We start from the raw sequence: 25,981 nt of genomic DNA, 5'->3' as shown, positions 1-25,981 counted from the left end.
CCCATGGACGTCGTCGGATTCCGCGAAGCGTTTCCCGCCTTCACGGCGGAGCTGCATCCGGACGCTCGAGTGGCGTTTCACCTGCGGATGGCGGGCCTGCGCCTGCCGTCCGACAGGTGGGGCGAGCTGCTGGAGGACGGCACCGGGCTTTTCGTGGCGCACCATCTGACCCTGGAGGCCAAGATGAACCAGGCCACGGACGGCACGGGCGGCATGGACGCCGCCGCCGGGACCCTGGCCAGCGAGTCCAAGACCGTCGGTCCCGTCTCCAAGTCCAAGGCCTACACCAACGCGGCCACGGCCGAGCCCGGAGCCGGGCACTGGAACGCCACCATCTACGGCCAGCAGTTCCGCGACCTGGCCAGGATCGTGGGCATGGGAGGTTTGCAGCTGTGAAGTCCGGCGTCACCGTGCTCAAGGACAAGGCCTTCAACCTGGGCAAGGCCCTGCGGGACCTGACCATGCAGTCCGTGCTGGTCGGCATTCCCGGCTCGGCCGGTCCCCATGATGACAGCGACCTGACCAACGCGGAGATCGGCTACATCCACGAGATGGGCAGCCCCAGGCGGAACATCCCGGCCCGCCCTTTTTTGGAGTCCGGCATCCGGGCGGCGCAAAAGCAGATCGTGGAGCAGCTGCGCAATGCCGGGACGGCCGCTCTGGAGGGCAGCTCGACCGGGGTCAAGCACAGCCTGGAAAAGGCCGGGCTGGTCGCCCAGAACTCCGTGCGGGCGCATTTTGTGGACAATGACTGGGAGCCGCTGGCCGAGTCCACCCTCAACCGGCACCCCGTCACGGCCCGAGACGACGAGGGCAAGCCCACCAAGCACGGCAAGAGCCGCCAGGAACGCGGGGCCATCAATCCGCTCATTGACTCCAGCCAGCTGCGCAAGGCCGTAACTTACCTGGTGAGGAAAGGAAGATGATGGATTTCACGGATATTTTTGACGACCCCGAGCTGCGGACGGTTTTCGGCCTGAGCCGCATCACCGTGACGGTGGACGACACGGGACGGACTTCCCGCGCGGCTGCCGAGTCCACCCTGACCGGCATTATCCTTCCGGCCACGGACCGCGAACTGGAGCGGCTCGCGGAAGGCGACCGCTCCAGCGAGGTCGTGGCCGTCTACAGTCAGACGCCCCTGACCTCGGGCACGGACGAGCTGGCCCCGGACGAGATCACCTGGCGTGAACGGACCTACCGGGTCCGGCAGGTGCAGGATTGGACAACCCCGGCGGGCTATTGCCTGGCCCTGGCCGTATCCATCGACCTGCACGGCCGCGAGGTGGAGGCGTGACCAATACCAGCGCCACCGGCGGGTATCTCGCCCCCGTGTCATCGCCGTCCGGCTTTAATGCGCTGAACGACCTGGTGCGCGCGGCCATCGTCGGCATCACCGGACTGGACGGCCGCATGGTGCGGCCTCGATGGCAGCCGACCCCGCCGCCGTCGCCCGCACAGGACGCGAACTGGTGCGCCGTCGGCATCACGGCCCGGCAGCGCCTGGGCGAGCCCGCCATCGTCCATGATCCGTCCGACGACGGGGCCGACGTCGTCCTGACCTGGCATCGCCTGACCTACCTGGCCTCATTCTACGGCCCGGTCGCCGATGACCTGGCCGACCGCCTGGAGGTGGGGCTCGGGGTGGAGCAGAACCGGGCCGACCTGCGCGCCGGTGGGCTGGCCCTGTCCGAGGTCGGCGACCCGGTGGTCGCTCCGGAGCTGGTCAATACCACCTGGGTGCGGCGCGTTGATTTGGAACTGATTTTCGAGAGAGAGGAAAGCCGGACCTATCCGGTGCGCAACCTGGCTCAAGCCCAGGCTGGCATCCGGGCGGACATCGGCCAAACCCGGACAATAACCATCAAGGAGGACTAAATGTCTACCGGATTGTCTGTAAGCAGGATCGTCAACGTGGCGGTCAACATGTCCCCCACGGCCGCCGCCCGCCGTTCCTTCGGCATACTCTGCCTGGCCGGAGACTCGGACGTCATCGACGGCCTGGAACGGCTGCGGACCTACACCGGCATCGACGGGGTTGGCGACGACTTCGGCACGGACTCGCCGGAGTACGCGGCCGCCCTGATCTATTTCCGCCAGTCGCCCAAACCCAAGACCCTCATGATCGGCCGGTGGATCGCCGAGGCGACCCCCGCCATGCTCAAGGGCGGGACGGCCGTGGATGTCCTGGCCACCTGGACCGCCATCGAGGACGGGGCCATGGCCATCGAGGTGGACGGCGTGGAGAGCGCCCTGGCCGCACTCGACTTTTCCGGGGCCGCCAGCATGAGCGGCGTGGCCGCCGTGATCAGCGCAGCCCTGGCCGGTGCCGGAGCGTCCGGAGCCACCTGCCAGTGGGACGGCAGCCGGTTCGTCATCACCACCGTGTCCACCGGCTCCACGGCGGACATGGGCTACGCCGCAGCGCCCGCTGCGGGCACGGACATCTCGACCCTGGCCGGGCTGACCGAGGCCCTGGCCTATGCGCCCGTGCCCGGCTACGACGCCGAAACCCCGGCCCAGTGCGCGGCCGAGCTGGCGGACATGTCCTCCACCTGGTACGGCCTTGTCTTTGCCTCCGCCACGGCCATCTCCAATGACCAGTACCTGGACGTGGCCGCCTACATCGAGGCCTCGGACCTGAGCCGCCTCTTCGGTGGGACCATCACGGACGCGCGCTGCCTGTCCTCAGCCTTCCTCACCGACCTGGGAACGCAACTCAAGGCCAAGGGCTACGACCGAACTTGCACCCAATATTCCAGCGACAACGCCCACGCCGTGGTCTCCATGATCGGCCGGGCCTTCACGGTCAATTTCTCCGGCGACAAGACCACCCTGACCCTCAAGTTCAAGGACGAGCCCGGCATCACCGCCGAGACCCTCAAGGAGAGCCAGGCAACCACGCTCAAGGGCAAGAACGTCAACGTCTTCGTCTACTACGAAAACGACACGGCCATCATCCAGGAGGGCGTCATGGCCTCCGGCGTGTTCTTTGACGAGATCCACGGCCTGGACTGGCTGCAAAACGCCGTACAGACCGAGGTCTGGAACCTGCTCTATCAGTCCAAGACCAAGGTCCCGCAGACCGAGACGGGCATGAGCCGGATCAAGGCGCGCGTGATCTCGGTCCTGGACCAGGCCGTCAACAACGGCCTGATCGCGCCCGGCGTGTGGAACTCGGACGGCTTCGGCGAGCTGGAGGAAGGCGATTACCTGCCCAAGGGATATTACGTCTATTCCTCGCGCATCGATGACCAGTCCCAGAGCGAGCGCGAGGCGCGCGTGGCCCCGGCCATTCAGTGCGCGGTCAAGCTCGCGGGCGCGATCCACTTCGTGGACGTGACCATCAACGTCAACCGCTAGGAGGGATGAACCATGCCCGCATACAGCCTGAAGGACGTCACCATGACCATCAACGGCGAGGGGGGCAACCTCTCGCTCAAGGAAGGCACCGGCGACGAGGGTATCTCCATCGAGCCCACCGGCGACCAGAACAACATGACCGAGGGTGCCGACGGCACGGTCATGCACTCGCTTTCCGCCAGCAGCGCGTCCACCGTGACCCTGCGGCTGCTCAAGACGAGCCCGGTCAACGCCCAGCTCATGACCATGTTCAATTACCAGACCGGCTCGGCCAGCCGCTGGGGCACCAACACCATCACGGTGGAGGACACGGCCCGTGGCGACCTGGTCACCGTGACCAACGCGGCCTTCAAAAAGGCCCCGCCCCTGAAATGGGCCAAGGTCGGCGACATCGTCGAATGGCAGTTCGACGGCGGACAGACCACCTACGTCCTGGGCAAGGGCGTGACCACCACCACGGAGGCGTAGGCCATGGACCTCACTATCAACGGCAACGCCTATCGGGCCGGGCGCATGGACGCCCGCCGCCAGTTCCACGTGGTGCGGAGGTTGGCGCCGATCATTTCCGGGCTGACCGACCTGAAAAGTCTGATGGGCGATCCCATGGCGGCGCTCGGCCCCCTGGCCGACGCCATTGCGGAGATGAAGGACGCGGACGCGGACTACATTCTCGACGCCTGCCTGGCCGTGGTGGAGCGCAAGCAGCCCGCCGGAGGATGGGCCAAGGTCATGGTGAACGGCGGCCTCATGTTCCAGGACCTGGACATGGCCGCCATGCTGCGCCTGACCTGGGCCGTGCTGCAGGAGGACATGCAGGGTTTTTTCGACGCTCTGCCCCGGCCTTCTCCCGCAGCGCCCCCGAAGAAGGCGTGAAGTGGGTAGGGATGCCGGACGGCGAGGACTGGCTGCTACGCCCCGTGTTGGCGGGGTGCTGCCGGTACGAGTCCCTGGTGGACGGCACCCTTTCCCTGGAAGACGTGGCCTGCATGAACGACGCCCTGGACGTCCGGGCGGAGAACGAGGCGCGATACATCAAGGCGATGGAGCACAAGCGTGAAAGCTGAAGTCCTCAAGGATTTCCTGGCCCGCCTCGGATTCGAGGTGGACGAACCGGGGCTGCAAAAGTTCACCGGCGGCCTGGCGACGGCCTCGCGGCGGGCCTTCGGGCTGGCCGTGACCGTGCAGGCCGCCGCCCTGGCCGTCCACGCCGCCGTGTACAAGCTCGCCGCCGATCAGGCCAAGCTGCTGGATTTGGCCGACGCCACGTCCGTGGCCGTGGCGGAGCTGGAAGAGCTGGGCTATGTGGCCACCATCACCGGAGCGGATCAGGACAAGCTGAACAGCTCCATCCAGAACCTGCAGAAGACCATGGCCGAAACCACGCTGGGCGGCGGGTCCGGCCTGGAGGCCTTTCGGCGGCTGGGCATAGACGTGCGCGGGGCCAACGGCCAACTGCGCGACACCGTGGACGTCCTCTTTGAGGTGGGCGACCGCATCAAGACCATGTCCTCGGGCAAGCGGGCCATGTTCCTCTCCCAGCTGGGCATCGACCAGAGCCTGGTGCGCATGCTTACCGAGGACGTCTCCGGCCTGCGCGACACCTATCAGCAGATGTACGCGGCATCCGGGATGGACGCCCAGCAGGCGGCCGAGCAGAGCCGGGCCTATGCGGGCGAGGTCAAGACCCTCACGGCCACGCTGGGACTGCTCACTAAATCCGCAGCCATGTCGGTCATGGGCAAGATGAGCGAGGATATTGTCCAGCTGCGCAAGGCTATCCAGGACAATTTCAAGAAAATATCGCAGGTCATACAGTCCCTGCTCAAGCTGCTCTTCCGCCTGGTGGGAGCCGTATCGGCCATCGTGCTCAGGATCGGCGGATGGATAGGCAACCTTGTCGACTGGTTTTCCCGCCTCGATGCGGGGACGCAGCAGGTGATCCTTTCCGCCTTCGGTCTGTTGGCCGCCTGGAGACTGCTCAACCTGGGTTTCCTGGCCACCCCGCTGGGCATGATCATCTCTGGCCTGATAGCCATCGTCGCCCTGGTGGACGACTTCATGACCTACATGGAGGGCGGCCAAGCCCTGTTTGACTGGGGGCCGTGGGCCGGGACCATCATGGAAGTGGTGCGGGCCTTCGCCCCGCTCCTGGACGTGCTGGGCCAGGTCTGGGGAATGGTCAAGGGACCGCTGTTCGCCTCGTTCCAGTGGTGGGGCAACTATGTGGCCACGCTCATCGGCGACATCGCCCGGGTGCTGGCCTCCTTTGTCCTGGCCGTTGTGCGCCTCTTCCAGGGAGACCTGGACGGCGCGATCCAGGCCGTGATTGACCTGATCAACCAGCTCCTCGGCCTGGTCAACGACGCCCTGAGCGTTGTCGGCGACCTGGCGGGCGGGGCCTGGGATGCGGTCAAGGGCTGGCTCGGCGGAAAGGGAAACGAACAGACACCCGGAGGAGCAGCCAAAGACGCACCCGTCAACCGGGACACCTGGGATGCGGTCAAGGACTGGTTCGGCGGAAAGGGAAACGAACAGCCGCGCCCCGCGCTTGTGCCGTCGCCAGCAGCCGCTGCCGCTGTCACGAACACCACCGAGGTCAACTCCTCCACCCTTATCCAGGTGGACGGCTCGCGCAATCCCGAGGCCACCGCGCGCGCGGTCGGCCGGGAGCAAATCCGGGTCAACGCCGACCTCGTCCGCCATGCCAAGGGGGCCGCCTCATGAGCAGCGTCCTGTCCAACAACTCCAGCGCGGTCTATGTGCGCCCGTCCCGATCCATCGGCGGGATAGTCCTGGACGTTACCGTTTCCGAACAGCACCAGGACGAGCTGGAGATCACCAGCCACCCGGTCGAGCAGGGGGCCGAGATCACGGACCACGCCTTTGCCAAGCCCGCTACCGTGAGCATCGAGGCCGGGCACTCCGACTCCGGCGGCTCGTCCACCGGAGACTCCCGCGCCGTGGAGGCATACGAGGCGCTGCTCAAGCTACAGGATAGCCGTGAGCCTTTCGACCTGGTCACGGGCAAGCGGGCCTACACCAACATGCTGATCCGCTCCCTGGCCGTGACGACGGACAAGGCCACCGAGCACGTCCTTTCCGTCCGCGCGGAACTGCAGGAGGTCAAGATCGCCACGGTCCAGACCGTATCGGTCCCGAAGTCCCGGCAAAAGCACGCGGCCCGGACGGCCAGCCCGTCCAAGACCGGCCAGAAGCAGGTCAAGGCCGCGAATTCCTCCGGCCTGCGCCAGTTGTTTGGAGGATAGCCGTGGCTCAGTACATCATCCCACTCACCGGCGAGGCCGAGGTCTTTACCGTGACCCTGGCGGGAACGGAATACCAACTGACCGTGCGCTGGAACGCTGCCGACCAGGGCGGCTGGATGCTGGACATCGCCGAGCCCGACGACGGGGACGACATCCTGTGCGGCATCCCCCTGGTGCAGGGCGTGGACCTGCTGGGCCAGCACGGCCACCTGGGCATCGGCGGCAAGCTGGTGGCCTGGGCCGAGGACTCTGACGCCGACCCGACCGCCGACAACCTGGGCACCGCCGTGAAACTCTATTTTATCACCGAAGACGAGGCCGAGTAATGAGCGAGGACCGGCAATATCTCCGCGCCTGTAGCCTGGTGGTAGGCGGTGACGGCGAGGGCCTGGAGCTGGGCGAGCTGCGGGTGACGTTCCAAATCCGCCACGCGGACAGCGAGACCCCGAACTGCGCCGATATCCGGGTTTACAACCTGTCCAAGTCCACCATGACGCGCATACAGGAGTTTTCCAGGGTCGTGCTGCAGGCGGGATACCAGGGCGGCCTCGGCCTGATCTTCGGCGGCAACATCCGGCAGGCGCGTCGCGGCCGGTCCGGGACCGAGACCTACCTGGACATCCTGGCGAGCGACGGAGACCGCGCCTACAACTACGCGGTCGTCAACGCCACCCTGGCCGCCGGGGCCAAGGCCGCCGACCAGGTCGCCCAGGCGGCCGCCGCCATGGCGGAACACGGCACGACCACCGGATACGTGCCGGACCTGGGCGACGCGGCCCTGCCGCGCGGCAAGGTCATGTACGGCATGGCCCGCAAGTATCTGCGCGACACGGCCAAGACCACGGACACCTCCTGGTCCATTCAGAACGGGGCGCTGCAGCTGGTGCCTGTCCAGAACTACCTGCCGGGCGAGGCCGTGAGCCTGACCGCCGGGACCGGCCTGGTGGGCCAGCCCGAGCAGACCAACGATGGGATCAAGGTCCGCGCGCTTATCAACCCCCGCTTCCGGGTGGGCGGGCGCATCAAGCTGGATAACGAGTCCATCAAGAAATACCGGACGGACCTTGCGTATTCCGCCGCCAACCTCACGCCGCGCCTGGACGAGGACGGGCTCTACCGCGTCCTGGCCATCGACTGGACCGGCGACACCCACGGCCAGGATTGGTACGCCGACCTGATTTGCGTGGGCATCGACGACTCGGCCCCGGTCGGGTCGAAACTCATGGACACCAACGGGGGCCGATGATGGACCGGCGCGAACGATACGACGATTTTGTGGAGGCCGTGCGTGTGGCCATGGACGGCAGGCTCTCCGAACTGTGGACGGCAATGCCGTGCATCGTGGAGAGCTACGACGCCGAGGCCGAGACCATCACCGCCCAGCCCGCCGTCCGTGGCCGCGTCCTGCAGCCCGACGGCTCCGAGACATTGGTCGCGCTGCCGCTGCTGGTGGACGTGCCTGCAATTTTTCCCGGCGCTGGCGGGTTCACGCTGACTTTCCCGGTCAAGGCCGGGGACGAGTGCCTGGTGGTGTTCGCCTCGCGCTGCATTGATGCCTGGTGGCAGTCCGGCGGGGTGGGCAACCCCTTGGAGACTCGCCAGCACGACCTTTCCGACGGTTTTGCCTTCGTGGGGCCGCGCTGCAGGGCGCGAGCGCTGGACGGAGTGAGCACGGAGAACGTGCAGCTGCGCACCGACGACGGCAAGGCCAGCGTGACCATGCGGCCGGACTACACCATCGTCGCCGCGAACCCTGCGGCGTCCGTCTCCCTGACCCCGGCGGGCGAGGTCGCGGCCGTGGCGACGGCGCGGATCTCGCTGCGCGCTCCGGACGTGATCATCGCCGCCAACTCCCTCAGCATGACCAACCTGGAGGGCGGAGCCGTGGCCGCCAACATCGTGGGCGACATCAACCAGACCGGCAGCATTACCAGCTCGGGCGACCACGAGGCGGGCGGCGTGAGCCTGGTCCACCACGTCCACGAAGGCGTAGAGGCGGGCGGCGACAACACCGGAGAGCCCATATGAGATACCGCAAATGGGCCGCCGACGGCACGGACATGCAGATGGGCCACGGCAACGCCGACTATTGGCAGGATGACGCCCGAGGCGTTGCCCAAGCCGTGGTTTCGCGCCTGCGGCTGCTGCGCGAGGAATGGTTCCTCGACCTGGCCGAGGGCACGCCCTACGTGGGCGGCGTGTTCGGCAAGCACACCCGCGAGAGCTATGACCTGGTCATCCGCGCCCGCATTCTGGGCACCGAGGGCGTTACCGAGATCGCGAGCTACGAGTCCTCCTATGACGGCGACACGCGCGGCCTGACCATCACGGCCAGCATCAACACCAAGTACGGCGAGATTGATATTCAGGAGGTCCTGTAATGGCCGGATACATTGACGAGACGGGCATCCACCTGCCGACCTACAACGACCAGCTGGACGAGCTGGTGACCAGCTACAAAGGCATTTTCGGCGATGACCTCTACCTTGAGCCGGACGCGCAGGAGTATCAGATGCTGGCCATGTTCGGCCTGGCCATCAAGGACACCAACGACCTGGCCGAGGCCGTCTATAATTCTTTTTCCCCGACGACCGCCAAAGGGGCCGGGCTCTCCAGCGTGGTCAAGATCAACGGCATTGCCCGCCAGGAGGCGACCTATTCCTCCGTGGACCTCACTTTGACAGGCACGGCCGGTGCCGTGGTCACCGACGGCGTGGCCGAGGACGTGGCCGGGCAGAAATGGAACCTGCCCGCGAGCGTCACCCTGGACGAGGACGGAGCGACCACGGTTACCGCCACGGCCCAGGAGGCCGGAGTGGTGACGGCGGCGGCCGGAGAAATCACGACCATTTCCACCCCCACGCGCGGGTGGCTCACCGTGACAAATGCGGCGGCGGCCGTGGCTGGTGTGGCCCAGGAGTCCAATGCCGAACTCAAGGTCCGGCAGCAGACGTCAACGGCCCTGCCGTCCAAGACCGTGTTGGAGGGGATAGTCGGCGCTGTTGCCAACGTGTCGGGCGTGACCCGTTATCGCGGCTACGAGAACGACGAGGACGCGGCCGACGACAACGGCCAGCCCGGCCACTCCTTTGCCATCGTGGCCGAGGGCGGCGACGCCAAAGAAATCGCCGGGGCCATCGCTGCCAAGAAAGGCCCCGGCCCCAGCACCGTGGGAACCACCTCGGTGGTGGTCCGCGACGAGAACCACATCCCCATCACGATCCGTTTTTATCGCCCCACCGACGTGACGGCGGTCGCCTCCATCACCATCGCGGCAAAGACCGGATACGCCTCCACCACCGGCGACGACATCGTGACGAATGTGGTGGACTACCTCAACGGGCTTCGCATCGGCGAGGACGTCCTGCTCTCCAAGCTCTACACCCCCATCAACGCGGCGGAACCCTCCAGCGACAAGCGGACCTTTGACGTGCTCTCCATCACCCTGGCCAGGCAGGGCGAAGAGGAGGCCTCGGCCAACCTGGCAATGTCCTTCATCGAGTGCGTGGTGGCTAGTGCCGACACCATCAACGTGGTCGTGGCATAGGAGCTGACCATGGCATCGACCGAGACATACCTCAGCCTGATCACCTCCCTGTACCGGGAGCAACCCAAGTTCATCGCCCTGTGCGAGGCGTTGGTCCGCCCCCTGGTGGACGTGCAAAACCTGCTGCTCGAAATCCGGGACGCCTTTGACCTGGACAGCGCCGTGGGGGTGCAGCTCGACGCCACGGGCCTGTGGGTCGGCCGGAGCAGGGACCTGGAGACGCCGCTGGCGGGCGTCTACTTTTCCTGGAACGAGAGCGGTGTGGGCTGGGGCGAGGGAACGTGGAAAGGCCCGTATGACCCGGCCACCGGCATAACCTCCCTGCAGGACGATTTTTTCCGGCTGCTGCTCCGGGCCAAGATCGCGGCCAACTCCTGGGATGGGACTACGGCCGGGGCGCGGGAAATCTGGAACCAGCTGTTTAGCGCCTCCGGGATGATGATCGTGCAACAGGACTGCCAGGACATGTCCATGATCGTCGGTGTGGCCGGTGTGGTGCCGGACGCCGTGTTCAAGGCGCTGCTGACCGGCGGATACCTGCCCCTCAAGCCCGTAGGCGTCCGTATCCGCTATTATGCCCTGCCGGTGGTGGCAGGCGCTCTTTTCGGTTGGGACTGCGACTCCGAGGCCGTTTCCGGCTGGGGCGCGGGCTGGCCCGAGATCATAACCTCATAGGGAGATTACCATGGTAACCAACGAGATTTACGCATTTGGCACCGGCGGCACCGTCGCAGACGGCGACGTCATGGAGCTGGCGGACTACGCTGCGGACAGCGACCGAACCAATGGCAACCAGGCCGGTATAGCGCGGCGCGACCTGGTCAATATGGTCCTGCGCCAAACCTCACACCTGGCGGCGGGGTTGGCCCTGTTCGTTGCTGGGCGTTACGCCTCAGGCGTGGTCGATGACGGAGACCTGGACGCGGTCGTCAACGGCCTGACCGCCGCTATCGTGGACGTCATCGAGAACACGCCGCATGACCATCTGCTGGAGGAGGTCACCGGCCTCGCGGCCGCCCTGGCCGCCAAACTCAACGTCGACGGCACCGCCGCCAACGCCCTCCGGCTGGGCGGATTGCTGGGTGACACGGGGGCCAGTCCTGATTCCGTGATGATTCGCGACGGATCGGGCGACTCGACATTGCGGTATTTGTTCCTCGAATACTTGCACTATGGGGCCCCCGTCGAGGTGAGGGCGACCGATGGGAAATTCCTTACCCTGTCCGACGACGGGTATGTGCGGGTCAACACCCGTGAGGGCATGCTCGCGTCGCTGCAATTGCTCACGGCAGTCCACAGCTACACCGCCGTCCAGGCCTACACCCCCGTCACCCTGGCCGTGACCGGGGGGGCGGCCACCTGGGATATGACGGCCGCGCCCGTCGCCGAAATCACCCTGACCGGGGACGTGACGCTGACCGTCACCAACGCCGTGCCCGGCAGCTCCCCCACCTTGCGAGTCCGCCAGGACGCGACGGGCGGGTGGAGCCTGATCTATCCGTCCACCTGGCGATGGGCCGGAGGCGCGGCGCATGACGTCACCGGAGAGGCCGGTGCCGTCGACCTGGTGCAGACGGACGTCGACAGCGCCGGGGTCGTCTACGCCCAGGGCGTCGGCGGATACGCGGAGGTGGTCTAATGACGGTATTTCGGCGGGCCGTGCGGGGCGGCGAGACTTGCCCCTACCGTGGGCTGGTGGTTGATTACGAGTCGGCGGTCCTGCCCGTCACGCTGACGGCCGCGTACGGCTGGTTGGACGTGGACGTCGTCAACCACCTTTGGCTGGCCCAGGCGGTGATCGGCGCGGCCTACTACCCGTGGATCTGGGGCTCGTACAATCCGGCAACGTGCGAGCTGACGGTGGCCGGGACCAAGCCCGCCCCCGGATATGGCGATAGTTACATCCACCTCCTGCCAGGGCAACAATCGTTTATGACGTTTTTCAACTCCGGCGGCTCGCTGGCGCACTACTACGGCACATACGACGCGGCGGGGGAGCCGACCTATGTGGGATCGTTGTCCGCGATCTACGGCAACGCATCGCATGGCGGGATCATCGACACGGTCCACGGCCTGTGGTGGGCCGGGACGGACTCCGGTGGCAACGCCTCGCTCCAGTATGGGCATATAACTGGCGGGGTCCCGGTTTCCGATGGGACATACGCATCCGGCACTGGCGCATCTCAATATATCCCTTGCGGCGTAGACCCTGACAACATGCTGCTGTTTGTATATTCGTCTGTAGCTCCGCTCACGCGAGTCCTGTCCTACGACGCGACCGGCGCGATCACGGGCGAGGTGGCGACCCTGGCGGATTGCGTCCAGCGGTGCGGGGTGGACGGATGGGCTTGGAGCACCAACCAGATCCTGGCCGCCGCATACTACCCGGCGCACCTGACCGGCCAAGTCGTCGACTATCAAGGCGCAACGGTCATGCCGTGGCCGGTGCTGGCCGTGGACCACGACGCCCAAATAGCGTTCGGATTCGATCTCGCCAGCAACAGTATTTGTGCTGGATTCTATTGCAACTAGGAGGACAACGTGCAGTACAGATTCCCCGACAATAACATTGCCACGGCAAAGACGGTTGCCTCCGGCGGCCACACCTACCCGGCCGGATACCTCGCGTGGCGCGCCTCCGAGACCGAGGGCGACTGGATATCCCGCCTCGCCGCCATCGGCGTGGCCCCGGTCCGCCACGAGCAGCCTGCGGGTTACGACGCGGCCACCCAGACCAAGGGCGATCCCGTCGGCGCTCTTGACGAGGCGGGCTGGTGGGCCGTGACCTGGCCCGACGTCGCGGACCGTCCCGACGCCGTCGAGATTGTCCGGGCTGCCAAGCTGGCGGAGATCCGCGACGCCGCCGACGCCTACCTGGCGGCTGCCGGTGCCGAGTACGGGGCCATGGAGCGGGCGACCTGGGACCAGCAATACGACGAGGCCATGGCCTACCAGGCCGGGACGGGGGCGAGCGTCCCCCTGTTGACGGCCATCGCCACCGCGCGCGGCATGGACGTCTCCGAGCTGGCGGACCGCATCATCTCCAACCGCGCGGCGTGGGTAGCCCTTTCCGGGGCCGTGGTCGGGCAGCGCCTGGCCTATCAGGATGCCCTGGACGCGGCGCAGACCGTGGCCGACATCCGCGCCATCGGGGTCAGCTATGCCTAACGGCTGCACCGGCATCCCCTGGGCGACGCCCTACGAGGGCTGCTGCGACCAGCACGACCTGGCCTACGACCAGGAGATGGAGGATGGCGGCGCGTCCTGGCGCGCCAAGCTGGCGGCGGACTGGGTCCTGCGCCGGTGCATCCGCGCGGCGGGATATCCCGTCCGCGCCTGGCTGGTCTGGTCCGTGCTGGTCACGGCGGGCTGGCCCTATTGGTGGTGGCTGCGTATGCGGGAGGCAATCAATGGCTGACGTCGCCGACCGGGAGGTGGACACCCTCTACACGGTTGGCCGGACCGAGAACCAGGAGGTTCGCGAGTTGCTCATCACAAACTACGACCCACCGACCAATCTACTCGGCTTATGTTGACCAAGAGGGGCCACGTCACATTGACGTGGCCCCTCATTTTTGAAATGGTCTTGCACTATATTAAACAACAGGACCGGGGGATTTATCTCGCGGGATAGCGCGATTTTTCGCGCGCGGCTTTAAGAGGGGAACCTTTTGCAAAAGGTTCCCCTCTTCCCCTTCCCCCGGACCCCCATCCCCATCACCCCTCCCAAACTCTTTGGCTCCGCTTCGCGGGGTGGGGGAGCGATAGGCCAATAAAACCCTTCAGCTTTCCTCTTTCCGTCCAACCGGCAAAAGAGAACCGCCTTTTGCCCAGGTTCCAGACGCCGTAACGACGAAATTTCCAGGTTCCGCCCGAACGATTCACACGGCGTGGGCCAGTGTCCGCAAAGGTTCGCCGGGCCCGTTTCCGTCCCGATCAGGGCGGAAACGGGCCCGGCGAATCTTTGCGGACGCAGCATGGCCGAGGCCAGCCTGGCCGCCCGGTCGGCAGCGATCCCTGGTCTGGCTCCTGCCCCGGCGCAGCCGGAGAATGGGGTGCAGGGGCTTCGTCCCTGCCGGGTCCAGGGCAGCGCCCTGGTCCCGCCGAAGGCGACCCCCGGTAGGGCCGCCGGAGGCTTCCCCCCTGCCTGCCGTCCTACCCGGCCCTGGCCGCGACCTTGGCGGCTTCTTCGGCCTTGCCCTGGGCTTCGAGGGCTTCGATGAGGGTTTCCCAGTAGGCGCGCTTGCCGGGGCAGAGGGCGGCGGACTGGCGGGAGAGCACTTCGGCGATCTGCGGGTCTTCGCCCTGGTCGAGGTAGATGCGGGCGAGCATGTGCATGGCCTGGTGGTCGTTGTGGTCGGCGTTGAGGGCGAGGTGCAGGTATTCGCGGGTGGCCTCGATGTCGCCCTGCTTGTAGGCGACGCGGGCCAGGGCGCGCTGGACCATCCGTTCGCCCTCGGGCTGCTTGGCGGCCTTCTCGTAGAGCGCGGTGGCCTTGTCGAAGTTGCCCGCATTCTCCTCGATGGAGCCGAGGCGCATGAGGCAGTAGAGGTGTTCCGGGTCGGCGTCGAGGCAGCGGCGGTAGGCCTTTTTGGCGGCCTTGAGGTCGCCGAGGCGGTGGTTGGCCCAGCCGAGGTTGTAGAGGGCGAGGACGTCCCCGGACTCGGAGGAGAGCACGGTCTCGAACTCGCGGCGGGCGTCATCGAACCGGCCGAGCTGGGCGTAGCAGATGCCGAGCGAGTTGCGGGCCAGGAGATTGGCCGGGTCGTCGGTCAGGGCGAGCTTGAACTCCTCGATGGCCCCGTAGACGTCGCCGTCCATGAACCGGCGGTCGGCCGAGAGGTTGAGGGAGATGGAGTCGAAGACCGCGACCTTGGGGTCGGGCAGAAGCAGGGCGTGCTCCAGGGCCTTGCGGACGTTGTCCGGGATGTCGGCGCGGTCGAAATTGAGGAACGGGAAACGGGCCGAGCCGATGGAGACCCTGACGGACAGGGCGTCGGCGGCCAGGCGTTCGATCTCCAGGGTGCGGGCCATGAGGGTCTCGCGGTCCACGTTCTCCAGGTAATAGAGGATGCCGTTGAGGCCGTAGCGGCCGCCGAAGCCGTTTTCGCCAAAGGCCCCGCGCGCGATGTTCGCCACGCCCGCGACCATGCGGTCCATGGCCTCCTGGTAGCCCTCCTCGGCGTCGCCGGGCTGGTCCAGGACGCGGATGAGCGACAGGGCGAAGGCGTCGGGCACGCGCCGCGCCTCCTCCATGCGGCCCATGAATTCGGCGTAGGAGAAGAGCTGGGTTTCGGCGTCGGGCGCGGGGATTTCCATGAGCGCGCGGTCGGCGAAGAGGCCTTCCTCGCCCTCGATGCGCCGCAGCCGGTCGCCGGGGTGGACGTCCATCCCGGCGTCGGCCAGGTGGAGGACCTCGGCCACGGCCACGTCGTCGTGGACCTCGACCAGGACGACCTCTCCCTTGTAGACCGTGGGCGCGCCCTTTTCGGCGGCCGTGGCGGCGGGCCGGGCGGCGCGGACCAGGAAGCGCTGGCCGACCTTGGCTCCGGCGGTCTCGCCCAGGGTGACGGTGACCCGGTGCATGGGCAGGGTGTCGAGCACGCGGCCGCCCTTGTCCAGGATGTCGGCGGAGTTGAAGACCCGGTTGCGGCCCAGGTCCTTGGCCACGGCCACGCCGCGCCGCGCCTTGCGCACCAGGATGCGCGCCTGTTCGCCGGGCGTGCGGCGGAACTGGCCGCCCTCCAGCCCCTGCGGGTAGTTGGCGAAGCCCAGGGACCCGGTCAGGGTGATGGTGTCGCGGGTCATGTCGTCGGTGAAGGAAAGCTTGCTGATGCCGGAGCGGATGACCTCGGAGAGCTGGAAGCAGGCCCTCGGCTTGGCGTCGGGCACGAGGATGGCGAACTTGTCGTTGGCGAAGCGGGAGACCGTGGTGTATTTGGGGCAGACCATGCCGAGCAGGCGGCCGACCTCGGACATGATGTCGTCCCCGGTCAGGTAGCCGTAGCGCTCGTTGATGTTCTGGAAACCGTCCAGGTCCAGGAAGATGACGCCGAGCGTGCCGGAGAAGGCCATTTCGGAATCACGCGCCTCCACCCCGGCCCGGCAGTTGCCCGTGGCCAGGCAGCCCTGGACGCGGTCGATGGCCTCGGCCAGCTCCGCAAAGAAGAACTCGCGCGTGTGCAGGCCGGTCAGGGCGTCGGTGACGGCCCACTTGTACAGGGCCAGCTTCTCGAGCACGGAGCTGGCCAGGGCCATGATGTACTTGGGCGCGGTGGACGGGGCCTTGAGGCGCACGCCCTTGGCGATGAAGTAGCAGAGCATCTCGCCCCGGAAGACCAGGGGCAGGATCAGCTCGCGGTCCTCGGCCCGAAACTCCGGCTCGGGCGTCGAGTCCGGCTTCTCGCGCGGGAAGAAGAGGCTGTAGGAGGTGAAGGGAAGGAACTCGGCGATCAGGTCCTTGATGGTGTGCTCGAAGTCGACCAGCTCGCCGGGAGTGAAGGTGATGGCGTCGTCCGCGAAGATGTCTTTTATGGTCCTCATAGCCCTGGTTTCTACCCCCCGCCCCGGTTTTTCTCAAACAAAAGTTGCACCTCCGGCCCGCCGGAAAGGCACAAATCCGGCCCGCTCCCGACAGGTCCGCCAGGGGCCTATATCAATGTATCCAGATATAGACATTTCACTTGACTTCTCAGGCCGAGCCTGTCAGTTGCTCTGAGGAAGAAAAAAGCCATGCACATATACACCGATCCCAAAGAACTACAACGGCAGTGCCTCTTCTGGCGGCGGGAGGGGCTCCGGGTGGGCCTGGTCCCGACCATGGGCTATTTCCACGCGGGCCATCTGGCCCTCATGGATTGCGCGCGCAAGCAGTGCGACCGCCTGGTGGTCACGCTCTTCGTCAACCCCGTCCAGTTCGGCGCGGGCGAGGACCTGGACAAGTATCCCCACGACTTCGACGGGGACAAGGACAAGGCCGAGTCGAAGAAGGTGGACGCCCTCTTCGTGCCCATGAGCCGGGACATGTACGCCCCGGACCACGCCACCTGGGTGGAGGTGCCGGAGCTGGCCACGCACCTGTGCGGCGCGTCCCGGCCGATCCATTTTCGCGGCGTGTGCACCGTGGTCGCCAAGCTGTTCATGCTCACCCAGCCCAACGTGGCCGTCTTCGGGCAGAAGGACTGGCAGCAGCTCGCCATCATCCGCCGGATGGTGCGCGACCTGGACATCCCGGTGGAGATCGTGGGGCACGAGATCGTGCGCGAGGCCGACGGCCTGGCGCTCAGCTCGCGCAACACCTACCTCACCGAGGAGGAACGCGCCGCCGCACCGGCCATCCGTCAAGGTCTGCTGAAACTGGCCGACAAGGTCCGGGGAGGCGAACGCGACGCGGACAAGGCCGCGGCCTTCCTCGCCGAGGAATACGCCCGCACCCTGCCCATGGGTCGGCCGGACTACATCACCCTGGTGGACCCGGACGGCATCCGGCCGGTCAAGGCCATCGAGGGACCGGTGCTCGCCGCCGTGGCCATCCAGATGGGCAAGGCGCGGCTCATCGACAATATCCTGATCGAGGTTTAACGCTTTGTCCCAACGCTGCTTTCTGAGCGCAAAGATTCACGGCGCGACCATCACCTGCGCCAACCTGGAATATCGGGGGAGCATCTCCATCGATCGCGCCCTCATGAAGACCGTCGGCCTGCTCCCCTACGAGCAGGTGGACGTATACAACCTGGACAACGGCGAACGACTGACCACCTACGCCATCCCCGGCGGCCCCGGCGAGATCTGCCTCAACGGAGCGGCCGCCCACAAGGGCAAGGTGGGCCAGCGCGTCATCATCGCCGCCTACGCGTGGCTCGACGAGGCCGAGTTCGGCACCCGCAAGCCCCTCGTGGTCGTGACCAAAACCGACAATACCGTCGATGAAATCATCGAGTGCAAGCTCGTCGGCGATTTCTAGACGATCATCCGTTCCCTAAGGAGGACACATGCAGATCCAAGGCAAGTATCTCTTCACTTCCGAGTCCGTGACCGAAGGCCACCCCGACAAGGTCGCTGACCAGATTTCCGACGCCATCCTGGACGCCATCATCGGCCAGGACGCCAACGCCCGCGTTGCGTGCGAGACCCTGGTGACCACCGGCATGGCCTTCATCGCCGGCGAAATCTCCACCAAGGCCTATGCCGACTTCCCGGAGATCGTCCGCAACACCATCAAGGACATCGGCTACAACTCCGCCGACACCATGGGCTTCGACTGGCAGACCTGCGCGGTCATCTCCTCCATCGACAAGCAGTCCCCGGACATCGCCCAGGGCGTCGACCGCCAGAAGCCCGAGGAACAGGGCGCGGGCGACCAGGGCATGATGTTCGGCTACGCCACCAACGAGACCCCGACCCTGATGCCCACCCCCATCTACTACGCGCACAAGCTCTCCCGCCGCCTGACCTACGTGCGCAAGCAGGGCATCCTCGATTTCCTGCGGCCCGACGGCAAGACCCAGGTCTGCGTCCAGTTCGAGGACGGCAAGCCCATCCGCATCGACAACGTCGTCGTCTCCTCGCAGCACGACGCCCATGTGGCCTACGCGGACCTCAAGGAGGCCATCCTCAAGGAAGTCGTCATGAGCACCCTCCCCGAGGAACTCCTCGACGACAAGCTCAAGACCTACATCAACCCCACCGGCCGGTTCGTCATCGGCGGCCCCGTGGGCGACTGCGGCCTGACCGGGCGCAAGATCATCAACGACACCTACGGCGGAGCGGGCGCCCACGGCGGCGGCGCGTTCTCCGGCAAGGACCCGTCCAAGGTGGACCGCTCCGGCGCCTACATGGCCCGCTACGTGGCCAAGAACGTCGTGGCCGCAGGCCTGGCCGACAAATGCGAGGTCCAGATCGCCTACGCCATCGGCGTGGCCCAGCCCGTGTCCGTGGTGGTTTCCTCCCAGGGCACCGGCCAGGTCTCGGACGAGCAACTGACCAAGGCCGTCACCGAGGTCTTCGACATGCGGCCCTACCACATCCTGGAGCGCCTCAACCTGCGCCGCCCCATCTTCCAGAAGACCACCAACTACGGCCACTTCGGCCGCGAGCTCCCCGAGTTCACCTGGGAGCAGACCGACGCCGTGGACGATCTGCGCACCGCCTGCAAGATCTAACCGCGCCGAACCAGTGCAATCGAAACGGCCTCCGCCTGGCGGGGGCCGTTTTTTTTTGCGCGCGGGTCCCGGCTCCGCGCGCCCCGGGCTTGTCGCCCCGGCGCAAACACTTTATGACGAAGACAAAAAGGAGCCGCCATGACCCTGCAATCGATCCTGACCGACACCATACGGCTGCTGGACCACCTCGGCCTGGGCGAAGAGCCTTTCGGCATGTACTACGACGACGTCAAGCCGGAGAACGCATACGGGCCCAAGCCCGGCGTCCCCATCTCGCGCGAGCGGGAGGAGCGGGGCGAGCTCGACATGCGGGAGGTCCTCAAGACCTTCTCCTGCGTCATGGGCAACATCTGGCTGGCGCGGAAGAAGCACGCGGCCGCCTTTGTCTCGCCCGAGGAATACGGCTGCTTCGGCGGGGCCTATTACTGCGCCATGATGAACCCGCCGCTGCGGTTCATCGAGCACTACGTGTCCACGGGCTACGAGGGCTCCCCGGTCCACGGCGAGCGCTACCTGCCCTCCCCCGAGGCCGTGCGCGGCTTCCTGGAAAAGGTCGAGCCGCCCGCGCCCCCGGCGAAATACTGCATCTTCAAGCCCCTCTCCGCCTTTGCGGAAGGCCGGACGCCGGAGTTCGTCATCTTCTTCGCCCGGCCCGAGGTCCTGTGCGGCCTCTTCACCCACGCCACCTTCACCACCGGCGACATGGAATGCGTGGCCGCCCCCTTCGGCGCGGGGTGCACCAACATGGTATCCTGGCCGCTTTACTACCGGGAGCTCGGGGTCGAAAAGGCGGTCATCGGCGGCTTCGACCCCTCTGCCCGCAAGTTCATGAAGACCGACGAACTGACCTTCACGGTGCCGTGGACGCTCTACCTGAAGATGCTCGCGGCCCTGCCCCAGTCCATGTTCGGCGTGGACGGGGCGTGGAAGGAAGTGCGCAAGAAGGTCGCCCGCAGCGCCAAGGCCTGGGGCGAAGAGGAATAGCCCGAAACAGAAGCGGCCTCCCGGAGGAGGCCGCTTTTTTCATGCCGCGGGAGCGGGCCGAGCCCGGTCGCCTACGCGCCCGCCTTCTCGAAGGCCGCGCCCACGATGGCCTTGGCCTCGGCCTGGATGGCCCGGAGGTGGTCCGCGTCTTTGAAGGACTCGGCGTAGATCTTGTAGATGTTCTCGGTGCCGGAGGGGCGGGAGGCGAACCAGCCGTTCTCCGTAGTGACCTTGAGCCCGCCGAAGGGGGCGTTGTTGCCGGGCGCGCGGGTCAGCCGGGCGGTGACGGCCTCGCCCGCCAGGGTGTCGGCCGCCACCATCTCGGGCGTGAGCGAGGCGAAGGCCGCCTTCTGCGCGGGCGTGGCCGGGGCGTCGGTGCGCTCATAGACCGGCGCGCCGTACTGTTCCGTCAGGGCCCGGTAGCGTTCGCCGGGGTCCCGGCCGGTGCGGGCCGTCATCTCCACGGCCAGGAGGTCGAGGATGATGCCGTCCTTGTCCGTGGTCCAGGGCGCGCCGTTGAACCGGACGAAGCTGGCCCCGGCGGATTCCTCGCCGCCGAAGGCGCAGGTGCCGTCCAGCAGGCAGTTCACGTACCATTTGAAGCCCACGGGCACCTCGTAGAGCTCCCGCTCCACCCCGGCGGCCACGCGGTCGAGCATGGAGCTGGTGACGATGGTCTTGCCCACGGCCACGCAGTCCGACCAGCCGGGCCGGTGGCGGAAGAGGTAGTCCACGGCCACGGCCAGGTAGTGGTTGGGATTGAGCAACCCGGAGCTGCGGGTGACGATGCCGTGCCGGTCGTAGTCCGGGTCGTTGCCGAAGGCGATGTCGTAGTTGTCCTTGTGGCGGATGAGCGAGGCCATGGCGTAGGGCGAGGAGCAGTCCATGCGGATCTTGCCGTCCTTGTCCACGGTCATGAAGGAAAAGGTCGGGTCCACCTTCTTGTTGACGATGACCAGGTCGAGTCCGTAGCGCTCGGCCATGGGCTCCCAGTAGGCGATGCCCGAGCCGCCCATGGGGTCCACCCCGATCTTGAGCCCGGCCCCGGCGATGGCCGACATGTCCACCACGTTTTCCAGGTCCGCCACGTAGGGGGCCACGTAGTCGTAGTGCGTGACCGAGTCGTCCCGGAGGGCGCGCTCGCAGGGCATCCGCCTCACGCCCTTGAGGCCGGTGCGCAGGAGCTCGTTGGCCCGGTTCTGGATGGCCGTGGTGATCTCGCTCCCGGCCGGGCCGCCCGAGGGGGGATTGTACTTGTATCCGCCGTCGCGCGGGGGGTTGTGGGACGGGGTGATGACCACGCCGTCGGCCAGGCCGGCAACGCGGCCCCGGTTCCAGGTCAGGATGGCGTGGGAGATGACCGGGGTGGGCGTAAACCCGAGCCCCTCCTGGATGTGGACGCGCACGCCGTTGGCCGCGAAGACCTCCAGGGCGGTCCTGAGCGCCGGAAGGCTCAGGCCGTGGGTGTCCATGCCGAGGAAGAGCGGCCCGTCGATGTCGCGCGAGGCCCGGTGCTCGCACACGGCCTGGGTCACGGCCAGGATGTGGTCCTCGTTGAAGCTGCCGTCAAGGGAACTCCCCCGGTGGCCCGAGGTGCCGAAGGCCACGGCGCAGGCCGGGTCGGCCGGGTCCGGATGGACGTCGTAATAGGCGTCCACCAGGGCGGGGATGTCGATCAGCAGTTCCTTGGGCGCGGGCTTGCCCGCCAGTTCGTGCAGGGCCATCAATCTATCTCCATGTTTTCCATCACGAATCGCTGCATGTCCAGGTCGGCGATACGCTCGTTGGTTTCGCGCAGCCGCTCCACGAGCACCTCGTAGAACATCTTGTAGAAAAAAGCTTGGACGGCCAGCTTGGCGCGTCCCTCCAGCCGGTCGAAAAAGGCCACGTCCAGGGCGAGGCAGCGGGCGGGCTCCAGGGCCGTTACCGAGGCGGAGCGCGGCGCGGTCTCGATGACGCCCATCTCGCCGAAGACGACGCCGGGCCGCTCCAGGACGCTGACCTCGATGCCGTCCACCTCCACGGCCAGGCGGCCGCCCATGAGGAAGAACATGCACCGGTCGGTCTCGCCCTGGGTGATGACCCGCTCCTTTTCGTCATAGTCGCGGATGGTCGTGGTCCGCATGACGTCGGCCAGCCGCCCGGCCCCCAGGGGGGCGAAGGCGGGGATGCGCAGGACGGCCTCCACCAGGGCGCCGTCGTCGGGATCGAAGGGAATGCTGCGCATGGCGTCAGAAGGTCGGGCCAGGGACCGACAGGTCTTTGAGTTGCTCTTCCAGCCCGAGCAGGCGGGCGTTGGCCGCCCGGATGCGCCCGGCCAGGATTTCCGAAAAGATTCGGTAGAACAGGGCCTGGGCCGCCAGCCGGTCCACGCCCCGCAGCCGGTCCAGGAAGGAGCCGTCCAGGACCAGGCACAGGGTCTGCTTCCCGGCCGTGATGGTGGCCGAGCGCTTGCCGTCCACCATGCCCATCTCGCCGAACACGTCGCCCGGCCGGGAGATGGCCGCCAGGTCCATGCCGTCCACGTTGACCGCGCATTGGCCGAAGATGAGGAAATAGACCAACTGGTCCGTGTCGCCCTCGGCGATGATGACCTCGCCCGCGTCATAGCGCCGGAGCCGGGCCAGCTTGAGCAGCGCGGGCAGCAGCTCCGGGTCCATGGCGTCGAAGACCGGCATGCGCCGCAGCCGCTCCAGGGTGGCCCGGTCGCCGGGATCAAAGGGGAAATCTTTCACTCGGGGTTCTCCACGCCCCCACCCTATCAGAAACACCCCCGGGATTCCAAGCGGAAGGATGAGCCTTTCGCCGCCCTACCCCTTGAGGTGCAGGATTTCCTCGTGCAGCCGCGTTATCTCCGAGTTGGCCTCGCGCAGGCGCACGGCCAGGACCTCGGCGAAGAGGCGGTACATGACCGCCTGGGTGAAAATCTTGCTCACCTCGCCCAGGGCGCCGATGGCCGTGTCGTCCAGGGTGATGACCAGGGAGGGCCGGGTCGCCGTGATGGTGGCCGAACGCGGGCTGCCGTCGATGACGCCCATCTCGCCGAACACGTCGCCCAGCCGCCTCAGCGTGCCGACCGTGTTGCCTTTGACCGAGATGTCGAGCAGCCCGAAGATCAGGAAGAAGACCCGGTTGTCGAACTCGCCCTCCTCGATGACCACCTCCCCGGCGTCGTAGCGCCGGACCGCCGCCACGCGCATGGCCTGGCGGATGTAGTTGTCCGGCAGCGAGTCGAACACGGGCACGGCGCGCAGCCGCTCCAATATGTCCTGGTTGTCGGCGTCGAACGGTATTTCCTGCATGTCGCCCTCCCCGCGGCTGACGTTTGGAGCATTATGTCTTCACTTGTCATATTTTCCCGGCCGTGGCGACACCATTATTTCGCAAATTCGGCAAGAGCGCGCAGCCGGGCCAGCACCGGCGGGTGGCCGTATTCCAGCCACACGGTCAGGGGATGCGGGGTCAGGTCGGAGAGGTTGGTGACCGAAAGCCGCTTGAGGGCCGAGGCCAGGGCCGCCGGATCGCCCGTGGTCCGGGCCGAAAAGCGGTCCGCCTCGAACTCGCGCCGCCGGGAGATCCAGTTGGCGGCCACGCCGAGGAGCAGGGAGATGGGCGTGTAGAGCAGCAGGAAGAAGACAAGCCCGGCGTAGGCGGTGGGCTGGGCCATGCCGAAGGCCTCGGACAGGCCGGGGCTGTCCAGAAACAGGGACATGAGAAAAAAGAGCAGCCCGGTGCGAAGCACGCTCCCGGCCAGCCCCTTGCGGATGTGGCCGCACTTGGCGTGCCCCACCTCGTGGGCCAGCACGGCCACGATCTCCGCCTCGGCGTGGTCGCGGACCAGGGTGTCGAACAGGGCGATGCGCTTGCGGCGGCCCAGGCCGGTGAAAAAGGCGTTGGACTTGGTGGAGCGGCGCGAGCCGTCCACGACGAAGATGCCGCCCACCTCGAACTCCGCCCTGCGCGCGAAGGTCTCGATGGCACGGCGCAGGCGCCCCTCCTCCAGGGGCGTGAAGGTGTTGAACAGCGGCAGAATCCAGGTGGGCGCCACGTAGGTCACCCCCAGGGAGAAGAGCGTGACCAGAGCCCAGCACCACAGCCAGGCCGCCGACCCGGCCCGATCCAAGAGCAGCAGCACGCCCGCCACCAGCGGCGCGCCCAGCAGCACGCTCAGGGCCAGCCCCACCAGCCGGTCGCGGACAAAGGTGGCCACGGTGGTCTTGTTGAACCCGAAGCGCGCCTCCACCCCGAAGGTGCGCCAGGCGTCGAAGGGCAGCCCGGAGAGCGAGGCGGCCAGAGCCACCGCGCCGAGGTAGCACAGCCCGGTGGGCAGCGGGGAGAGCCCGAGGGCGCGCACGGCCCGGTCCAGCCAGGCGAACCCGCCCAGAAGGATCGCGGCCAGGAGCAGTCCCGTGCCGCAGGTGTCGGCGATCACGGAGAGGCGCGCCGAGGCGCGTCGGTAGGCCAGCCCCCTGGCGTAGGCCGGGGGGTCGAACACATCGGCGAACTCGGGCGGGACCCGAGGGGGCGCACGCAGGACGTCGAGGATGGCGGAAAGCGTGTGCAGCAGCCAGCTTCCGGCCAGAAAGGCGATCACGGCGACGAGGTGGCAGTTCATGGCGCTCCGGGGGTTGAGAGGGAGGGGCAAGGGTAGCCGCGCGGCCCAACGCCGTCAATCGGACATCCCCGGATACATCGACGAAGTCGCCCGAACAGCTTGATAAATTGGACGCACTGTATTAACAAGCGGGTATTGTTCAACCTCTCATCCATAGAACCATGCCGCCAAAAGTCACAGCCAAGGACATACGCGAGAACATCGCCCGAGCAAGGGCCTACGCCAAGAAGAGCGACTACCTCAAGACGCTCAGTTGCCTGGCGGTCGCCATCCGTGGCATCCTGACCAGCCAGATTTTCGGCACGGAAAAATTCGAGATTTACTCCCATCTGGACGAGGCCCTGCGGGACCTCAACAAGATGACGATGATCAAGCGCCTCTTCCCCCAGGGGCTCAAGTACACGCGGGGCAACGAACGCCCCTTCTACCATATCCTGGTCCGCCTGCACAAGAAACTGGAGGAGGCCACGGAAAAGGCCCGCCTGACAAAAGTGCGCAAACGCCTCTCCGTGCTCGACGAGAACCTGGTCAAGGCGGCCGCCCTGGTCAAGGCGGGCAACCAGCTCGACGCGCGCAAGCTCTACCGCAAGATTTCCGAGTTCTTTCAGGACATCGAGGGGATCGACTCCGACATCGGCAACCGCCTGACCCAGTTCGGCATGTTCGCCGAGGCCGTGGAGTACCTGAACAAGGCCCTTGCGGACCGGGCGAGCGACCCCCGGGCCCACAGCGCCCTCATCCTCTGCTACGAGGGACTGAACGAGGACGAAAAGGCCATGGAGGCCATCAAGGAAGCCATGCGACGCATCGGCGCGAGCGAAAACCTCTACCTGCGCCTGGCCAAGCTCCACCTCAAGAAACGGGATTGGGGCCTGGTCTACAACAACGCCAAAGCCGCCCTGGACCGCAACCCGCTCAACGCGGAGGCGGAAAAGCTCATGAAGCTGGCCGAGCCCAAGATATTCAGCTCCTCCGGGGCCAAACCGGCCCAAAAGCCCGCGCCGCCGTCCGGCGGGACCGGCGAGATCAAGCTCTAGCCCGCCCG

31 protein-coding genes are annotated in these 25,981 nt (G+C 66.7%); 25 read left to right on the top strand and 6 right to left on the bottom strand.

The genetic code is table 11. From position 1 onward, the window contains the following. Positions 1-3: 3 nt before the first annotated feature. From PHP91_RS02365 to PHP91_RS02270, 20 genes are read left to right on the top strand one after another with little or no spacing between them, the layout of a single operon-like run. Positions 4-396: a DUF4054 domain-containing protein gene (locus PHP91_RS02365; RefSeq protein ID WP_300136289.1), complete on the top strand. Its 393-nt coding sequence runs from the start codon at positions 4-6 to the stop codon at positions 394-396. Then, a complete protein-coding gene (locus tag PHP91_RS02360; RefSeq protein WP_300136286.1) occupies positions 393-926 on the top strand; it encodes a hypothetical protein in 534 nt (177 codons plus the stop codon). The genes PHP91_RS02365 and PHP91_RS02360 overlap by 4 nt, the downstream gene beginning before the upstream one ends. Next, complete coding sequence (locus PHP91_RS02355; RefSeq protein WP_300136283.1) at positions 923-1,297, top strand: hypothetical protein; 375 nt, start codon at positions 923-925, stop codon at positions 1,295-1,297. The genes PHP91_RS02360 and PHP91_RS02355 overlap by 4 nt, the downstream gene beginning before the upstream one ends. Before the next feature lie 35 nt (positions 1,298-1,332). Continuing rightward, a complete protein-coding gene (locus tag PHP91_RS02350; RefSeq protein WP_300136281.1) occupies positions 1,333-1,878 on the top strand; it encodes a hypothetical protein in 546 nt (181 codons plus the stop codon). Continuing rightward, positions 1,879-3,363 carry a DUF3383 domain-containing protein gene (locus PHP91_RS02345; RefSeq protein WP_300136278.1) on the top strand — a complete coding sequence of 495 codons (1,485 nt, stop codon included), beginning with the start codon at positions 1,879-1,881 and terminating at the stop codon, positions 3,361-3,363. It abuts the gene before it with no gap. 12 nt (positions 3,364-3,375) lie between these two features. Beyond that, on the top strand, positions 3,376-3,831 hold the full coding sequence (locus PHP91_RS02340) for a phage protein (RefSeq protein WP_300136275.1): 456 nt from the start codon (positions 3,376-3,378) through the stop codon (positions 3,829-3,831). A 3-nt stretch (positions 3,832-3,834) separates the two neighbouring features. After that, positions 3,835-4,236, top strand: a complete 402-nt coding sequence (locus tag PHP91_RS02335) for a phage tail assembly chaperone (RefSeq protein ID WP_300136272.1) — start codon at positions 3,835-3,837, stop codon at positions 4,234-4,236. Beyond that, positions 4,233-4,427: a hypothetical protein gene (locus tag PHP91_RS02330; protein WP_300136269.1), complete on the top strand. Its 195-nt coding sequence runs from the start codon at positions 4,233-4,235 to the stop codon at positions 4,425-4,427. Before PHP91_RS02335 ends, PHP91_RS02330 begins: the two co-directional genes overlap by 4 nt. Beyond that, a complete protein-coding gene (locus PHP91_RS02325; RefSeq protein ID WP_300136266.1) occupies positions 4,417-6,087 on the top strand; it encodes a hypothetical protein in 1,671 nt (556 codons plus the stop codon). The genes PHP91_RS02330 and PHP91_RS02325 overlap by 11 nt, the downstream gene beginning before the upstream one ends. Then, positions 6,084-6,629: a phage baseplate protein gene (locus PHP91_RS02320; RefSeq protein WP_300136263.1), complete on the top strand. Its 546-nt coding sequence runs from the start codon at positions 6,084-6,086 to the stop codon at positions 6,627-6,629. Before PHP91_RS02325 ends, PHP91_RS02320 begins: the two co-directional genes overlap by 4 nt. A gap of 2 nt (positions 6,630-6,631) precedes the next feature. Beyond that, on the top strand, positions 6,632-6,955 hold the full coding sequence (locus PHP91_RS02315; RefSeq protein ID WP_300136260.1) for a hypothetical protein: 324 nt from the start codon (positions 6,632-6,634) through the stop codon (positions 6,953-6,955). Continuing rightward, complete coding sequence (locus PHP91_RS02310; RefSeq protein ID WP_300136257.1) at positions 6,955-7,875, top strand: hypothetical protein; 921 nt, start codon at positions 6,955-6,957, stop codon at positions 7,873-7,875. Before PHP91_RS02315 ends, PHP91_RS02310 begins: the two co-directional genes overlap by 1 nt. Continuing rightward, on the top strand, positions 7,872-8,657 hold the full coding sequence (locus PHP91_RS02305; protein ID WP_300136254.1) for a Gp138 family membrane-puncturing spike protein: 786 nt from the start codon (positions 7,872-7,874) through the stop codon (positions 8,655-8,657). Before PHP91_RS02310 ends, PHP91_RS02305 begins: the two co-directional genes overlap by 4 nt. Beyond that, entirely contained in the window at positions 8,654-9,010 is a 357-nt protein-coding gene (locus tag PHP91_RS02300; protein WP_300136251.1) for a hypothetical protein, read from the top strand. The genes PHP91_RS02305 and PHP91_RS02300 overlap by 4 nt, the downstream gene beginning before the upstream one ends. Continuing rightward, on the top strand, positions 9,010-10,176 hold the full coding sequence (locus tag PHP91_RS02295; protein WP_300136248.1) for a baseplate J/gp47 family protein: 1,167 nt from the start codon (positions 9,010-9,012) through the stop codon (positions 10,174-10,176). Before PHP91_RS02300 ends, PHP91_RS02295 begins: the two co-directional genes overlap by 1 nt. 9 nt (positions 10,177-10,185) lie before the next feature. After that, the gene (locus PHP91_RS02290) at positions 10,186-10,851 is read left to right on the top strand and encodes a DUF2612 domain-containing protein (protein ID WP_300136245.1); all 666 of its coding nucleotides are present in this window, start codon (positions 10,186-10,188) and stop codon (positions 10,849-10,851) included. Positions 10,852-10,861: 10 nt separating this feature from the next. Further along, positions 10,862-11,815 carry a hypothetical protein gene (locus PHP91_RS02285; RefSeq protein WP_300136242.1) on the top strand — a complete coding sequence of 318 codons (954 nt, stop codon included), beginning with the start codon at positions 10,862-10,864 and terminating at the stop codon, positions 11,813-11,815. Next, complete coding sequence (locus PHP91_RS02280; RefSeq protein ID WP_300136239.1) at positions 11,815-12,708, top strand: hypothetical protein; 894 nt, start codon at positions 11,815-11,817, stop codon at positions 12,706-12,708. The genes PHP91_RS02285 and PHP91_RS02280 overlap by 1 nt, the downstream gene beginning before the upstream one ends. 9 nt (positions 12,709-12,717) lie before the next feature. Next, the gene (locus PHP91_RS02275) at positions 12,718-13,344 is read left to right on the top strand and encodes a hypothetical protein (RefSeq protein WP_300136236.1); all 627 of its coding nucleotides are present in this window, start codon (positions 12,718-12,720) and stop codon (positions 13,342-13,344) included. Then, positions 13,337-13,594, top strand: a complete 258-nt coding sequence (locus PHP91_RS02270; protein ID WP_300136233.1) for a hypothetical protein — start codon at positions 13,337-13,339, stop codon at positions 13,592-13,594. The genes PHP91_RS02275 and PHP91_RS02270 overlap by 8 nt, the downstream gene beginning before the upstream one ends. A gap of 737 nt (positions 13,595-14,331) precedes the next feature. Here the strand turns inward: PHP91_RS02270 and PHP91_RS02265 are convergent. After that, positions 14,332-16,719: a diguanylate cyclase gene (locus tag PHP91_RS02265; RefSeq protein WP_300136230.1), complete on the bottom strand. Its 2,388-nt coding sequence runs from the start codon at positions 16,717-16,719 to the stop codon at positions 14,332-14,334. 189 nt (positions 16,720-16,908) lie between these two features. Between PHP91_RS02265 and panC the strand changes: the two genes are divergently transcribed. The 4 genes from panC (at position 16,909) to PHP91_RS02245 (ending at position 20,321) form a co-directional block, all read left to right on the top strand. Then, positions 16,909-17,757: a pantoate--beta-alanine ligase gene (panC, locus tag PHP91_RS02260; protein ID WP_300136227.1), complete on the top strand. Its 849-nt coding sequence runs from the start codon at positions 16,909-16,911 to the stop codon at positions 17,755-17,757. A gap of 4 nt (positions 17,758-17,761) precedes the next feature. Continuing rightward, positions 17,762-18,139 (top strand): aspartate 1-decarboxylase, encoded by a 378-nt coding sequence (panD, locus tag PHP91_RS02255; RefSeq protein WP_300136224.1) that lies wholly within the window; start codon positions 17,762-17,764, stop codon positions 18,137-18,139. 28 nt (positions 18,140-18,167) lie between these two features. After that, a complete protein-coding gene (gene metK / locus PHP91_RS02250; protein ID WP_300136222.1) occupies positions 18,168-19,337 on the top strand; it encodes a methionine adenosyltransferase in 1,170 nt (389 codons plus the stop codon). A 138-nt stretch (positions 19,338-19,475) separates the two neighbouring features. Continuing rightward, positions 19,476-20,321, top strand: coding sequence for a DUF169 domain-containing protein (locus tag PHP91_RS02245; RefSeq protein WP_300136221.1), 846 nt, complete (start codon positions 19,476-19,478; stop codon positions 20,319-20,321). Positions 20,322-20,392: 71 nt separating this feature from the next. On the opposite strand, the gene pgm is transcribed toward PHP91_RS02245, so the two are convergent. The 5 genes from pgm to PHP91_RS02220 form a co-directional block, all read right to left on the bottom strand. Further along, positions 20,393-22,045, bottom strand: a complete 1,653-nt coding sequence (gene pgm / locus PHP91_RS02240; protein WP_300136220.1) for a phosphoglucomutase (alpha-D-glucose-1,6-bisphosphate-dependent) — start codon at positions 22,043-22,045, stop codon at positions 20,393-20,395. Beyond that, entirely contained in the window at positions 22,045-22,548 is a 504-nt protein-coding gene (locus tag PHP91_RS02235; protein ID WP_300136219.1) for a cyclic nucleotide-binding domain-containing protein, read from the bottom strand. Before PHP91_RS02235 ends, pgm begins: the two co-directional genes overlap by 1 nt. A 4-nt stretch (positions 22,549-22,552) precedes the next feature. Continuing rightward, positions 22,553-23,056, bottom strand: a complete 504-nt coding sequence (locus tag PHP91_RS02230; protein ID WP_300136218.1) for a cyclic nucleotide-binding domain-containing protein — start codon at positions 23,054-23,056, stop codon at positions 22,553-22,555. Between the two features lie 75 nt (positions 23,057-23,131). After that, positions 23,132-23,623 carry a cyclic nucleotide-binding domain-containing protein gene (locus PHP91_RS02225; RefSeq protein WP_300136199.1) on the bottom strand — a complete coding sequence of 164 codons (492 nt, stop codon included), beginning with the start codon at positions 23,621-23,623 and terminating at the stop codon, positions 23,132-23,134. A gap of 74 nt (positions 23,624-23,697) precedes the next feature. Next, the gene (locus PHP91_RS02220) at positions 23,698-24,936 is read right to left on the bottom strand and encodes a M48 family metallopeptidase (protein WP_300136191.1); all 1,239 of its coding nucleotides are present in this window, start codon (positions 24,934-24,936) and stop codon (positions 23,698-23,700) included. A gap of 161 nt (positions 24,937-25,097) precedes the next feature. Between PHP91_RS02220 and PHP91_RS02215 the strand changes: the two genes are divergently transcribed. Next, the gene (locus tag PHP91_RS02215) at positions 25,098-25,973 is read left to right on the top strand and encodes a hypothetical protein (protein WP_300136190.1); all 876 of its coding nucleotides are present in this window, start codon (positions 25,098-25,100) and stop codon (positions 25,971-25,973) included. The last annotated feature ends 8 nt before the right edge of the window (positions 25,974-25,981 follow it).

This window comes from Pseudodesulfovibrio sp., from assembly GCF_028692895.1.
Taxonomy (GTDB): Bacteria; Desulfobacterota; Desulfovibrionia; order Desulfovibrionales; family Desulfovibrionaceae; genus Pseudodesulfovibrio.
Note: the sequence above shows the minus strand (reverse complement) of the source record. Positions and strands in the feature narration are given on the sequence as shown.